This is a genomic window from Rheinheimera sp. A13L (assembly GCF_000217935.1).
Taxonomy (GTDB): Bacteria; Pseudomonadota; Gammaproteobacteria; order Enterobacterales; family Alteromonadaceae; genus Pararheinheimera.
This window is the reverse complement of sequence record NZ_AFHI01000009.1, coordinates 75,548-88,833: the sequence shown is the minus strand read 5'-3', so window position 1 is coordinate 88,833 and position 13,286 is coordinate 75,548. Positions and strand designations below refer to the sequence as shown.

Genomic DNA, 13,286 nt, shown 5'->3' with positions numbered 1-13,286 from the left:
TAAGCCATTATGCCGCCAGAACAGAAAGACGGGCAAGCCCTAAGCCCGCACACTCCGATGATGCAACAGTACCTTGGCCTGAAATGCCAGCATCCTGATATTTTGCTGTTTTATCGTATGGGTGACTTTTACGAGCTGTTTTACGATGACGCCAAAAAGGCCTCTGCCCTGTTAGATATTTCCCTGACCAAAAGAGGTCAGTCGGCGGGTCAGCCTATTCCTATGGCAGGCGTGCCTTATCACTCGATAGAAGGTTATTTAGCCCGTTTAGTGCAACTGGGTGAGTCCGCTGCTATTTGTGAACAAATCGGCGATCCGGCTTTGAGCAAAGGGCCTGTTGAACGTGCTGTGGTGCGTATTGTGACTCCAGGCACAGTCACAGACGAAGCGCTGCTGAATGAACGGCAAGACACCCTGGTGTCGGCTTTGTATCAGCAAAAAGGCAGTTATGGTTTTGCTTATCTGGATTTAAGCAGCGGCCGTTTTTTAGTTAACGAAGTCACCCATCTGGATGACTTATTGGCGTTGTTGCAGCGTTTAAATCCTGCAGAAATTTTATATGCCGAAGAGCAGGACTGGCCGGATAGCGTCATTAACCGTAAAGGTGTGCGCCGCCGCCCTGTCTGGGAATTTGAGTTAAGCAACGCCAAACGCTTGTTAACCCAACAATTCGGCACCCGCGACTTACAAAGTTTTGGCGTAGAACAAGCCCCTGTGTCGCTGATGGCCGCAGGCTGCCTAATGGGGTATGTCAAAGACACCCAGCGCGCTCAGTTACCTCATATCCGTTCTATCGCTCTTGAACGTAATCAGGACTGTATAGTACTGGATGCAGCAACCCGACGTAATTTAGAGCTGACCCAAACCTTAGCTGGCCAGTTTGATCACACGCTCGCAGCTGTGCTTGACCAATGCCAGACCGCTATGGGCAGCCGTTTATTAAAGCGCTGGATCCATGCGCCGCTACGCGATCAGGCCTTGGTGACAGGCCGTCATCAGGCCGTTGCTGAATTGCAGCAGCATCATCAAAACTTACAGCCACTGTTTAAACAAGTGGGTGATACAGAACGCGTTATTGCCCGCTTAGCACTTCGAAGCGCCCGACCCCGAGATTTCTCACGTTTACGTGCGGCTTTGCAGTTATTGCCAGAACTATCGCCTGAATTGAGCCAATTACAAAGCCCTTTATTGGCTCAGTTGACCGCTAAATGTCAGCCGCTGCCAGAGCTTTGTGATTTATTAGAGCGTGCCATAGTTGAAACCCCTCCTATGCTAATTCGCGATGGCGGCGTGATAGCTTCTGGCTACAACGCCGCATTGGATCAATGGCGTGAACTGGCAACAGGTGCCACTGATTATCTGGAGCGACTGGAGCAACGAGAAAAAGAACGTACCGGCATAGCGTCACTCAAAGTGGGTTTTAACAGAGTAGCTGGCTATTACATTGAAACCGGCCGCAGCGCTGCCGATCAGGTTCCAGCGGATTATATTCGCCGCCAGACGTTAAAAAACAACGAACGTTTTATTATTCCTGAATTAAAAGAATACGAAGACAAGGTGCTTGGCAGTCAAAGCAAAGCTTTGGCATTGGAAAAGCAGCTGTATGAAGAGTTGTTTGATTTAACAGCACCTTACCTGGCTGAACTGCAGCAACTTTCAGCGGCTTTGGCCGAGCTGGATTTACTCACCAACTTTGCCGAACGGGCTGAACAGCTGAACTACCATCAGCCAGAACTGACGCCAGAGCCAGGAATACAGATAGAAGCAGGTCGTCACCCCGTAGTAGAACAGGTAATGACAGAACCTTTTATCGCGAACCCACTTAAGCTGTCGCCAGAGCGGCGCATGCTGATGATTACAGGCCCGAATATGGGCGGTAAATCGACTTATATGCGTCAGAATGCGTTGATCGTCCTGATGGCTTATATAGGTAGTTTTGTTCCGGCAGAGCGCGCTGTATTAGGCCCGGTCGACCGGATATTCACCCGGGTGGGTGCATCCGATGATTTGGCGTCAGGCCGTTCTACCTTTATGGTGGAAATGACAGAAACTGCCACTATTTTGCATCATGCGACAGCGCAAAGCTTAGTGTTGATGGATGAAATAGGCCGTGGCACCAGTACTTATGATGGTTTGTCTTTGGCCTGGGCCTGTGCTGAATACCTGGCGCAGCAACTGAAAGCCATGACCTTGTTTGCCACCCATTATTTTGAGTTAACTGAACTAGCCTCTCAGTTACAGGGCTTAGCCAATATTCACCTGGATGCGGTCGAGCACGACGAACACATCGTCTTTATGCATCAGGTGCAAGACGGCGCAGCCAGTAAAAGTTATGGTCTACAGGTGGCTCAGTTGGCTGGCGTGCCCAGGATAGTGATCCAAAAAGCCAAACAAAAACTGGCTCAATTGGAACAACAGTCAGTTGTCAGTGCCAAAGCGCCTGCAGCGGCTAAAACAGCAGAACCTTTGCAGCAACAATTATTTGTCGAAGCAGAACCTCACCCAATACTGGAGCAACTGGCAAAACTGGATCCTGATCAGCTATCAGCCCGTCAGGCTTTGGATTTGTTGTATCAACTGAAAGCCAGCTTGTAGAAATAGGGTTGAAAAAGGAGCGTTGTTATTTCTGAACTAAGTTTGTCCAAAGCGGCCAGTTGTATTCCCTTGGTGTGGGCAGGCCCTATACTACGCCGCCTGACACCAAAGCGGCTATGTCTCTGGTTAGCCACTTGCGAGCCAGTGGAATTAAAACTTCAGCTTCAACCTGAACAAGGTGAACCGCTAGAGTTTGACGCAACACAGCTGCAGCCCTTTGTGCAACAACTTCAGCTTGCTGGCAAACTCTATCTGTATTTTTTGGATTTGGAACTGCATGAGGCGCTGCCAACTGAACGCTGGATCAGTCATGACCTGCAGTTAAAAACCAACACAAGCGACTGGCAAAACTGGCGTCAGTGGGCGGACGATTTAGTCTATCCGGGCCGGGACTTGCCAGGGTTTATCATCAAACCCAAAGTACATTCGGTGTTACATGGCTCCTGTCGCAAACCACATTTTGGCAGTGGTGATGGCTTAGTCCGCGCTGATCAGCAACTGTTGGAAACCAGCCCAGCAGAGTGGCCATCGTTTTTAATGTTAAGTGGCGATCAAGTCTACACAGACGACGTAGCAGCACCCACGCTTTATGCCATTCATCAACTGATTGTCAAACTGGATTTTGCCGACGAAACCTTACCTTGTGCCACTTTGAGCTCTGCGCACCAGTTGCATAGTGAGACGCCATTTTATTATCAGCGCGAAAAACTCTTACCCGGTACTGACGCAGGCTTTGCTGTGTTAAAGCAACTGTTTCAAGGTGCAAAAAAACCTGTTTTTACCACCGACAGTGCACACAATCATTTAATTTCGCTGGCGGAAATGTTTTCGATGTATCTGCTGGTATGGTCGCCCGCTCCATGGCAGGGATTGGATCTGCAGATGCCGGAAGCCCTGCTGAATAGCTTTAGTCCGGAGCGCCAGAAGCGCAGCATCAACTACAGTAAAAACCTGGAGCAGTTCAGAGCAGGTTTAGGTCAGGTCAGACGGTTAATGGCTCATCTGCCTGTTGCCATGATGTTTGATGATCACGATGTCACCGACGACTGGAATTTAACTGCAGAGTGGGAAAAAACGGCTTACGAGCATCCGTTCTCACGGCGTATTATTGGCAATGCACTGATGGGCTATCTGCTGTTTCAGGGCTGGGGTAATGCACCGGAAAAAGTCCAAAAGCTGATACCCGTGTGCCAACAGGCGCTGAATCAACCCGGCACCCCCTCTCATGATGAATGCATCAACAGCCTGCTCAAATTCTCTGAGTGGCATTACAGCTGGCCTACCCAGCCACCATTATTGGTGCTCGATACCCGCACTCAGCGCTGGCGGTCAGAAACATCACTGGGAAAGCCTTCAGGCTTAATGGACTGGGAATCTATTACTGAATTGCAGCAACAACTGCTGGGCCATCAAGCTGTATTGCTGGTGTCCCCTGCCCCTGTATTTGGCGTGAAATTAATTGAAACTATTCAGCGTATCTTTACCAGCTTCGGCAAACCTTTGATGGTGGATGCTGAAAACTGGATGACGCATCCGGGTTCAGCTTATGCACTGCTGAATTTATTCCGTCATCCAAAAACACCACGCAACTTTGTTATTTTATCCGGCGATGTGCATTACAGCTTTGTATTTCAGGTGGCGCTACGGCACAAACAACAAAGCCCGGCCATCTGGCAAATTACCAGCAGTGGTCTGAAAAATGAGTTTCCACACCGACTTCTGGCCATTTTAGATACAGCCAACCGCTGGCTTTACGCCTCCCGTTCGCCACTGAACTGGTTTACCAAAAGACGCCGTATGAAAATCACTCACCACAAGCCGATAGGTGAAACCAAAGGTCGCCGTTTGGTGAACTCCGCTGGTATAGGTTTACTCGAACTAACGTCTGAAGGTGTGCCCTGTAAAATTCAACAGCTGTGTGCTGATGGCGAAACCGTCAGTTTTGAGCTGGAAAAAGGCGATGATGAAATGGCGCTGGATTTGAGTTTATGAGTTGGGGGAAGCCACCACTTCAAACTTACAGCAGGTATCTATGATCAGGCTTTGGTATCAATACCAATAGTACGCCCCTGATGTTGCTGCATAGCCGACATGGCGGTTTGCAGCATGTTGAGTGTATCTTTGTCATGACGTGATAAAGCTCCTTCAATGCCATCACGTACTTTTTGCATAAAATTAACGGCTTCCCCATTGTCTGCCATCAGCAGTTCGCCAGTGGCTCCGGCATCGACCGGAATGTTCATCGTCATGGCCATAAAAGCTCTGCTTTCGTCCAAAGACATTTCACCACTACGAATTTGCTCGTTCACCCAGCCACGCATTTCCTGCCGTGTCATCTGATGAAAGTCGGCTTGTTTGCTGTCCGTCTTCGCCGCTGCGGGTTCACCATCTGAGTAACCTTGCACCGATAAAGATTTTTTGCTGTAACTGTCCACAGATGACTGAGTTTGCTGGCTGTTGTAGAGATAGTTTATTCCTGCATCAATTTTCATCGGAGTCTCCTTTGCTCATCCAGATCCACTACTGAATAAGCAAAGCCTGTGCCGTTTTATCACTATTAGGCACAAAAGACTGGTTAGTATCTGAGCAAAGGTCATTGAGCTGCGTATTGTGATGTTAAAAAGTCGATTTTCAGATAGGACAGGCAAAAAATTGCCTTTTGGCGGCATAAAATGACAGTGATTTTTTCATGTAGAGCACAGGGGAATAGCCTGTTAAAGGAGGCAGAGTCAGATCGGCACTACATCCACCTCCACTTCCAGCAAATGCACACCATGGCCTTGCAATAAGCCTTTCAGCGGCACTACGTCAGCATAATCACGGCCATAAGCTAAAGTGATATGACGCTCTGCCGGCATCAGGTTGTTGGTCGGATCAAAATCGACCCAACCCAGCTGTGGATCGTAAACAGCAAACCAGGCATGAGAGGCATCAGCTCCTATTAAACGTGGCTGCCCTTCTGGTGGCGAGGTTTCCAGATAACCACTGACATAACGCGCTGGTATACCTAAAGCGCGTAAACAACTGACAGCCAGCTGGGCAAAGTCCTGACAAACCCCCTTTTTATGCAGCAGCACTTCAGACACAGGTGTGACGACTGAGCTGAACTCAGGGTCGTATTCAAACTGGTGAAATATTAAATCCGTCAGTTGTTGGGCTAACTGTAATACTGTGAGCTTCGGGTCAGCTATGCTCTGGATCAATGCCTTGGTTTCATCAAGCACCGGGATCATCCGGCTTGGACCTGAACATAACAGCGCTTTAAGTTGTTCGGGCGAATAACCTTGTTGCTGGCGAAAAAATGCGGCGACTTCAGGCCAGGGCTGAGTGAGATCCAAAGCCAGACTCTGCTGGCGTGGCAAGACTTCAACCACAGAAAAAGCAGTCACTGCCAGTTGCTGATGCGGTGGTTGCAAGTGAATAAAATGCTGGGTATTGCCAAAGGTATCTGTTCTGGCATAGACAGAAGAGGCTGTGGGCGACACCTGTAGCTCAAAACTGCATAGCTCTTGTGTTGGCAATTGCCGTGGCTGCAAACAAGCCAGATTGTAACTATTGGCCACAGGATGCTGGTAACAATAACGGGTCAGGTGACGGATTTGGTACTTCATATAGTCGCCCCTGTTGTGGCGGGTCTTGTGCCCGCCCGCCTGAAATTCAAATCAATGCTCATTTAAAAACTCTGCCAGGATCTGCCCGCTTCGGCATGGCTGAAATACGACAACGTAATGCTGTCGGATAATTGCCGCAGCACCGAATGCAACTGCTGTAGCAAGCGACTCAGCTCTGGTGTTGCCTGTAACTGATCATTAAAGAGTTGTTCAGGCTCAGCCAGTTGCAGTAAAGATACCAGCTCTACCGCCAGTTTTTGCTCACGGCTTAATACCACAGCTGAACCGGGTTTAGGCAGTTGCTGAATTTGACTGGCAAGCCGGGCGCACTGATAACCCACAGAACGTGGCGTACTGTCATCCAACAGCAGTAAATCAATCACCGCCAACGGATGCAGCTCGGTTTTATAACGGCGTCTGTAAGTCATTAAGGTGTCCGTCATACGCAGCACCGACTCCATTAACGAAGCACTGCAGTTACAGCCTTGATCAAATACAAAGACTTCCTGCAACAAGGTGACACTTTGCAATGCCCTTTCCATATGCTGGCCCAAATCCATAAACCTTAAGGTTTGGGTACGGCTCATGGTTTCGTTATTCAAACCATAAATAGCAGTTTGCAGCAAAATTACTTCATCCAGTAAACGCACCATCTGCTGGGGTTGCTGCCAGTTCAGCGGATGAGGCCATTGCGTCAGCGCCAGCTGTAATTTATCCAGCACATACCAGGTATCTTCACTGAAGTATTCCCGTACTGACTGAGCATTAAACAATAAATTTTTCAGCACCTGAGCTAAACCTGCCGGATGCTGCAATGAAAACAATTCACTTAAGGCCTGCTGCAAAGCGCTGGTTTGTTGTAATGAACTCAGCGCAATACTGTCTGGCAAAGTTCCATTGGCCTGCAGACAAAAACGGACTAAGGCTCTGCTGTCATTTTGTTGACCGGCTGTGACCTGGAAACTGGTTAAAAGCGGCACTGTGTAACGTAAAGCCCGGCAAACTAAATTCAGCCGCTCGTTATAACGGCCGAGCCAAAATAAATGGTCGGCAACACGGCTTGGCAACAGACCACTATGACGGGACAATAAAATACGTTTTTGGGTATTTTGCAGTAAGCTGACTGCATGGTCCTGATCGGCCAGCACCCAGACATCTTTGGCCACAAAGCCCATGCTGTAGTGCTGCTGCAAACTTTTTGCATCAGGGCTGATACGGGCCAGAGCGCCAGGCATTACAGCAGCTGTGTGTTGCTCGGATAACAAAGCAAATAAACGCAAGACGCCATACTGCTGATGTTCGCCTTGAGTACTGTTCCAGCAAGGCACAGAACTTAATGGCAGTAAGCGGATGGCGATAAAAAGTCTGGGTTCTGCCAGAAGTTGTTGCTGTAACTGCTGTTGTTGCAACGGGTCCAGTTCGGCCCAAAGCCAGCTTTGGGCCGTGTCGATCCGGCGGAATCGATAATGGGTGGCTTCAGATAAAACCTGTTGTAACTGCTCCGGCTGACCACACCAAAAAGCGGCAGTGGTGGGTAACAGCAATTCTTCATTTAAAAGCCTTCTGCATATCTCTGGTAAAAAAGGCAATAACACGCCAGAGTCCAGCAAGGCGCTTCCAGGCGGATTAGCACAAAACAGCTGCTGCTGACGAATACTTTGCAGTAAACCTGCAGTGCCTGTGGAATCCGGATCCAGCTCCAGCGCATCACAAGCTGCATCGGGTAAATAACGCATCAGGCTGTCGACTTGCTGCAAACCTGTGACTGTTTTTAACCACAAAGCACCGTCTTTAAACATCAGATCGGCACTGTGCATCAAAGCTATATCTAAATAATTGGCTAAAAAAGCATGTTCAAAATAGGCGGCGTCACGTTTGCCGTGGGTTAACAAACCACAAAGTGGCCGCCGTCCTTCGGCTGTATGACCTGTGCCCTGAGCAAACACCAGCTGCAATTTACGGAAAAAACCAGCCAGCTGGCTTTTGCCAATGCTGTGGTTGAGCTCACCAATACAGTGATTAAAGGCCAGCCTGTGCTCTAATACAAAACCCAGCCCTGCTGGCATCTGGCTTTGATCGGCATAAACACAAAAGGCACCATTCTCATCACGGCCTATATCGACCGCCAGCAAACTCAACCATTGTTGATGATTAGGCACAAGCTGATGACAAGGCAATAAATAATTTTTGTTCTGAAAAATCAGTTCGGCAGGCAAGACGCCCTGCTGTATCAGTAGCTGAGGGCCATACAAATCCTGCAATACCATAGAGAGCAGCAATTGGCGCTGCTTTACACCCGCCTGCAGCTGCTGCCACTCGTTATCACTAATCAGCCATGGCATTAAATCCAGCTGACGTTGTTGCTCCAGCCAGGGATCAAAAGTAGCGCCATTTTCCCGCAACTGATGTTGCAAGTCGGTATGCAGCTGCACCAGATGTTGCTGACTTTGCTGCTGCCACCACAACTCTAACTGCTGCCACTGAGGTAAATCAGTCCAGCGTTGCTGCTCTGTATTCAAACTTCGGCTTTGCACTACAGTGGCCATAGATCAGGCCGACATTTGCTGGCTGAGATCTGTGGAAAATTCAAGCTTGGGCGTACAAATCACCTGATGCAATTCAATAATTCCTGTCTGGATTTCATCGATCAACTGATGCAATTGGCCTGTAGTCAGTTCTGATAAGCTTTGTGTTTTTAACAAATCCTGCAACTGCCAAATCCGCTGTAATATTGCAGCGCCGTGAGGCAAGCCTTTGGCTGATGCTACTATACGATGCAAACAGTAAGCAATGGAGCGGGGAAAGTCAGCATAAGTCAGCAAATAATCCACCGCATCTACTTCAGTGTTTTGATGTGCCAGATAATAGTGGTACGACTCCACGCCACCCAACGCATTTAAAATCGAGGTCCAGCGAAAACGGGGTCTTTTGATATCGGTCGGTTGCAGTTGCTGTAGCACCATTACATCCATAATACGGGTCGTCATATCAGCCCGCTCTAAGTGTCGGCCAATATTAAACAAATCAAACGCATCACTACGCAGCATAGTGCCATCCAGCACCCCAACCACCATCTGACAACGACGGCTGACTTCGTTCATCAGACGGTATCTGTGCTGGCGGCCTTGCAACTGCTGGCAATGCTCCTGCAAAAACAAATCCAGCGAATTCAGCTCTTCCCACATATCACGGGGGATCAACTGCCGTACTGTTCTGGCATTTTGTTTCAGCGCTGTACAAGCGGCACGAATAGAGACTTCACTATCCACATCTGTGATTAAAAAGCCCATCACTTGTTGCTCTACCGTCAAATCGCTGGCTGGCAAGCCGCTTAGCAATTCGGCGCCATTTTGACCTAAGACATCCAGTAATAATGGCCAGCTGAATTGGCTGTCTTTGTGGCTGTCGATCAGTAAATGGCTGGTGGCATTAATTAATCGCGCCGTGTCGTCCAGCCGTTCCAGATAACGGCCTAACCAGAAAATATGGTCCAGAGATTTTAATAACATAGATCAGACCTCATCGTTGATGATCCAGGTGTCTTTGCTACCGCCGCCTTGCGACGAGTTCACCACCAAAGAGCCTTTTTTCAGTGCCACCCGACTTAAACCACCGGTGGTGCAGTACAAATCTCTGCCCTGCAAAATAAAGGGCCGTAAATCCAGATGCCGGGGTTCCAGCACTCCATCACATAAAGTAGGAGCTGTGGATAACGCCAGAGTGGGCTGAGCGATAAAGTTGCGCGGATTGGCTTTAATGGCTTCTGCCATCTGCTGTTGCTCTTCTTTGGTTGAGCGTGGGCCTATTAAAATGCCATAGCCACCGGATTCATTGGCGGGTTTCACCACCAGTTTGTCCAGATTGGCGAGCACATAGTCCCTTTGTTTTTTATCCAGACACAAATAGGTAGGAACATTGTCGATCAGCGGTTGTTCGCCCAGATAATAATTGATGATTTCTGGCACATAAGCGTAAATCACTTTATCGTCTGCCACTCCGGAACCAGGCGCGTTAGCAATAGACACATTGCCTTTAGCCCATGCATTGATCAAACCCGGAATACCTAAAACTGAATCTGGCCTAAAGGCTTGTGGGTCAATAAATACATCATCCACCCTGCGGTAAATCACATCCACCCGCTGCAGGCCGTGCAAGGTTTTCAGATAAACAATATCATCCTGCACCAGTAAATCGGTATTTTCTGCCAGCTCTATTCCCATTTGCCGGGCTAAAAAGCTGTGCTCAAAATAAGCGGAGTTATAAACACCAGGCGTCAACAGCACTATACAAGGCACATCGCCTGGGCGAGGTGATAAAGAGGCCAGCATACGCCACAGCTGATGCGGATAATCGTCTACAGGGTAGATAAAGGAGTCGGCAAATAATTCCGGAAATACCCGTTTCATCACAGTGCGGTTTTCCAGCATATAAGACACACCGGATGGCACCCGCAAGTTATCTTCCAGCACCAAAAATTTGCCAGAGCCGTCACGTACCAAATCAGTCCCGCAGATATTGGCCCACACCCCATAACGGGGCGAAATGCCCTTACATGGTGCAAGGTAGTTGCGGGAGTCCAACACCAGGTCGGCCGGTACTATGCCGTCTTTAAGGATACGTTGATCATGGTACAAGTCGTCAATAAACAGGTTTAAAGCCGCTAAACGTTGCTTCAGGCCAGCGCTGGTTTTTTGCCATTCAGAGCTTGGGATAGTGCGAGGCATCACATCTAAAGGCCAGCAGCGATCAATATTATTGCCGTCTGAATACAAGGTAAAACAAACACCCATAGCGCTAATCGTTTGATTTAACTGCTCTTGTCGCTGTATCAGCTCAGCAGAACCGTGGCGGTCGATAAAACGGGCTATAGCCGCGGCCGGAGTCCGTATTTGTCCGTCCGCCTGCACCAGTTCATCAAAGCACTGGTCAATTTGCTGATAGTGCCCAAAACTTTTTGCACCCATTGGCGACTCCTTCCCGTCCGATACAACCCGAACATCATCAGTTCAAGGCCTGTTTTTTTAGTTCTGTATCAGAAAGGAGCAAGGGTTATGCCACTACAAAAAACAAAAGGGGCTTGCGTCACTGATCTTATGCGATCAGTGACGCAAGCCCCTTTAGCAGGGAGAATTATTCCTGAAATAAAGTTTCGATATTCAGTCCCTGATGAGTAACAATTTCACGCAGACGGCGTAGTGCCTCCACCTGAATCTGCCGCACTCGTTCACGGGTTAAACCTATCTCTTTACCTACATCTTCCAAGGTCGAAGGTTCATAACCTAATAAACCAAAACGTCGGGCTAATACTTCGCGCTGTTTAGGATTCAGCTCGTCTAGCCATATCACCAGATGCTGACGAATATCGGCATCCTGTAATTCAGTCTCAGGGCCCAGTTCTTTTTCATCAGCCAATACATCAAGTAATTGCTTTTCTGAAGAGCCTGCAACAGGAGTATCAACTGACGTAATTTTTTCATTCAGTTTCAACATCTTGCGTACTTCTTCGACAGGCCTGTCTAATGCTGCTGCAATTTCTTCTGGCGTTGGCTCATGGTCCAGTCGCTGTGATAACTCACGGGCAGCCCGCAGGTAAATATTCAGCTCTTTCACTACATGAATAGGCAAACGAATAGTGCGGGTTTGATTCATAATGGCCCGCTCTATGGTTTGGCGGATCCACCAGGTGGCGTACGTTGAAAAACGAAAACCACGTTCAGGATCAAATTTTTCCACAGCCCGAATTAAGCCTAAATTGCCCTCTTCAATCAGATCCAGCAAAGCCAAACCACGGTTGATATAACGGCGGGCAATTTTCACCACTAAACGTAAGTTACTTTCAATCATACGTTTACGGGCGGCTTTGTCGCCCTTTAGCGCAAGACGGGAAAAATACACTTCTTCTTCGGCGGATAATAACGGGGAAAAACCAATTTCACCCAGATAAATCTGAGTGGCATCCATAGCGCGCTGGCTATCGTTGGCGGTAAATACGTCGTCTGGGGTATTGTCTTCTTCCGCTGCTAAAGCGGCTAAATCGGGTTCAGCGTTATCGTCATCGGCTAAACTAACGTCATCCGTTAATTCAGCTTCTTTGAATTCGATTACATCATCTTCATCTTTATGGCCCATTTCCTTCTCCCACTTCTACAAGCTTTGGGTATCACCTGAACTGCCTGGTTTCCTTACCTCTTCGCCCTTTCGGGGTGATATTTTTATTATTGTATTTAATTATTTTAAGTATCGTTTTGGATCAACAGACTTACCACGGAAACGGATTTCAAAGTGCAACCGGACTGAGGGTGCATCAGTATTTCCCATTTCGGCTATAGTTTGCCCGCTTACAACAGTATCACGCTCTTTCACCAGTAATTTTCGGTTATGGGCATAAGCACTCAAGAAGTCGTCATTGTGACGGATAATCACCAGATTGCCGTAGCCTCTTAATGCGTTACCCGCGTAAACCACTTCACCAGCTGCTGCTGCTTTTATAGGAGTACCTGCTTTCCCCCCTATATCTAACCCTTTGTTACCATGTTCAGCGTTGGAGAAGCCTGCCAATATTGGTCCACGAACTGGCCAGGCCCACCGCACTTTAGAACTGGAAACAGAATTTGTTGCTGAAGTTGCATTTTCCTTTACCGTCTGCTTCTGAACATAACCCGTTTGATTGTTGCGCGCAACCGCTTTGTTAGCAGTTGTTAATTTACTTTGGTTTTGTTTCGCTGTTTTTACAGTACTGGTCGTACTTTTTTGGCTTTTTACCGCTGAAACAGGTCTTTTAGGTGCAGAGGATGATAACGAAACGTTAACAAGATGTATCTTTTGACCTACTAAAATGCGGTAAGGCGGCGCAATATTGTTTAATTTTGCCAGTTGCCGGTAGTCCATACCAGCACGAAATGCAATGGAGTATAAGGTGTCGCCCGGCTGTACTGTATGTGCAGAGCCAGGCTGACCTTGAGGGTATTTTTTATAATAATTTTTGATGTCATTTAGTGTGGTGACGGGTGCTGGCGATTGCCTTGAGCTACAAGCGCTTAACACTAAAACCAGACAACACAGACTAAAGAGTTTCATCAG

9 protein-coding genes are annotated in these 13,286 nt (G+C 48.1%); 2 read left to right on the top strand and 7 right to left on the bottom strand.

Annotated features, from left to right (window positions below; translation table 11 throughout):
* The first annotated feature begins 9 nt into the window (after positions 1–9).
* Both mutS and RHEIN_RS06225 read left to right on the top strand, forming a co-directional pair.
* The gene (mutS, locus tag RHEIN_RS06230; protein WP_008898129.1) at positions 10–2,595 is read left to right on the top strand and encodes a DNA mismatch repair protein MutS; all 2,586 of its coding nucleotides are present in this window, start codon (positions 10–12) and stop codon (positions 2,593–2,595) included.
* 144 nt (positions 2,596–2,739) lie between these two features.
* Positions 2,740–4,587 (top strand): alkaline phosphatase D family protein, encoded by a 1,848-nt coding sequence (locus RHEIN_RS06225; RefSeq protein WP_008898128.1) that lies wholly within the window; start codon positions 2,740–2,742, stop codon positions 4,585–4,587.
* Positions 4,588–4,631: 44 nt separating this feature from the next.
* Here RHEIN_RS06225 and RHEIN_RS06220 read toward each other — a convergent pair whose 3' ends face one another.
* The 7 genes from RHEIN_RS06220 to RHEIN_RS06190 form a co-directional block, all read right to left on the bottom strand.
* Positions 4,632–5,087 carry a hypothetical protein gene (locus RHEIN_RS06220; RefSeq protein ID WP_008898127.1) on the bottom strand — a complete coding sequence of 152 codons (456 nt, stop codon included), beginning with the start codon at positions 5,085–5,087 and terminating at the stop codon, positions 4,632–4,634.
* A gap of 237 nt (positions 5,088–5,324) precedes the next feature.
* The gene (locus RHEIN_RS06215) at positions 5,325–6,206 is read right to left on the bottom strand and encodes a transglutaminase family protein (protein ID WP_008898126.1); all 882 of its coding nucleotides are present in this window, start codon (positions 6,204–6,206) and stop codon (positions 5,325–5,327) included.
* A gap of 62 nt (positions 6,207–6,268) precedes the next feature.
* Positions 6,269–8,752, bottom strand: a complete 2,484-nt coding sequence (locus tag RHEIN_RS06210; protein ID WP_008898125.1) for a circularly permuted type 2 ATP-grasp protein — start codon at positions 8,750–8,752, stop codon at positions 6,269–6,271.
* A 3-nt stretch (positions 8,753–8,755) separates the two neighbouring features.
* The gene (locus RHEIN_RS06205) at positions 8,756–9,715 is read right to left on the bottom strand and encodes an alpha-E domain-containing protein (RefSeq protein ID WP_008898124.1); all 960 of its coding nucleotides are present in this window, start codon (positions 9,713–9,715) and stop codon (positions 8,756–8,758) included.
* Between the two features lie 3 nt (positions 9,716–9,718).
* Positions 9,719–11,170, bottom strand: a complete 1,452-nt coding sequence (locus RHEIN_RS06200) for a circularly permuted type 2 ATP-grasp protein (protein WP_008898123.1) — start codon at positions 11,168–11,170, stop codon at positions 9,719–9,721.
* A 166-nt stretch (positions 11,171–11,336) separates the two neighbouring features.
* Positions 11,337–12,335, bottom strand: a complete 999-nt coding sequence (rpoS, locus tag RHEIN_RS06195; RefSeq protein ID WP_008898122.1) for an RNA polymerase sigma factor RpoS — start codon at positions 12,333–12,335, stop codon at positions 11,337–11,339.
* 99 nt (positions 12,336–12,434) lie between these two features.
* Positions 12,435–13,283 carry a peptidoglycan DD-metalloendopeptidase family protein gene (locus RHEIN_RS06190; protein ID WP_008898121.1) on the bottom strand — a complete coding sequence of 283 codons (849 nt, stop codon included), beginning with the start codon at positions 13,281–13,283 and terminating at the stop codon, positions 12,435–12,437.
* Positions 13,284–13,286: the final 3 nt, after the last annotated feature.

Bases quoted from the DNA above. Each gene is read 5' to 3' on its own strand.
- rpoS (WP_008898122.1), bottom strand. From the start codon at position 12,335: ATGGGCCATAAAGATGAAGATGATGTAATCGAATTCAAAGAAGCTGAA.
- RHEIN_RS06215 (WP_008898126.1), bottom strand. From the start codon at position 6,206: ATGAAGTACCAAATCCGTCACCTGACCCGTTATTGTTACCAGCATCCT.
- RHEIN_RS06190 (WP_008898121.1), bottom strand. From the start codon at position 13,283: ATGAAACTCTTTAGTCTGTGTTGTCTGGTTTTAGTGTTAAGCGCTTGT.
- mutS (WP_008898129.1), top strand. From the start codon at position 10: ATGCCGCCAGAACAGAAAGACGGGCAAGCCCTAAGCCCGCACACTCCG.
- RHEIN_RS06220 (WP_008898127.1), bottom strand. From the start codon at position 5,087: ATGAAAATTGATGCAGGAATAAACTATCTCTACAACAGCCAGCAAACT.
- RHEIN_RS06210 (WP_008898125.1), bottom strand. From the start codon at position 8,752: ATGGCCACTGTAGTGCAAAGCCGAAGTTTGAATACAGAGCAGCAACGC.
- RHEIN_RS06200 (WP_008898123.1), bottom strand. From the start codon at position 11,170: ATGGGTGCAAAAAGTTTTGGGCACTATCAGCAAATTGACCAGTGCTTT.
- RHEIN_RS06205 (WP_008898124.1), bottom strand. From the start codon at position 9,715: ATGTTATTAAAATCTCTGGACCATATTTTCTGGTTAGGCCGTTATCTG.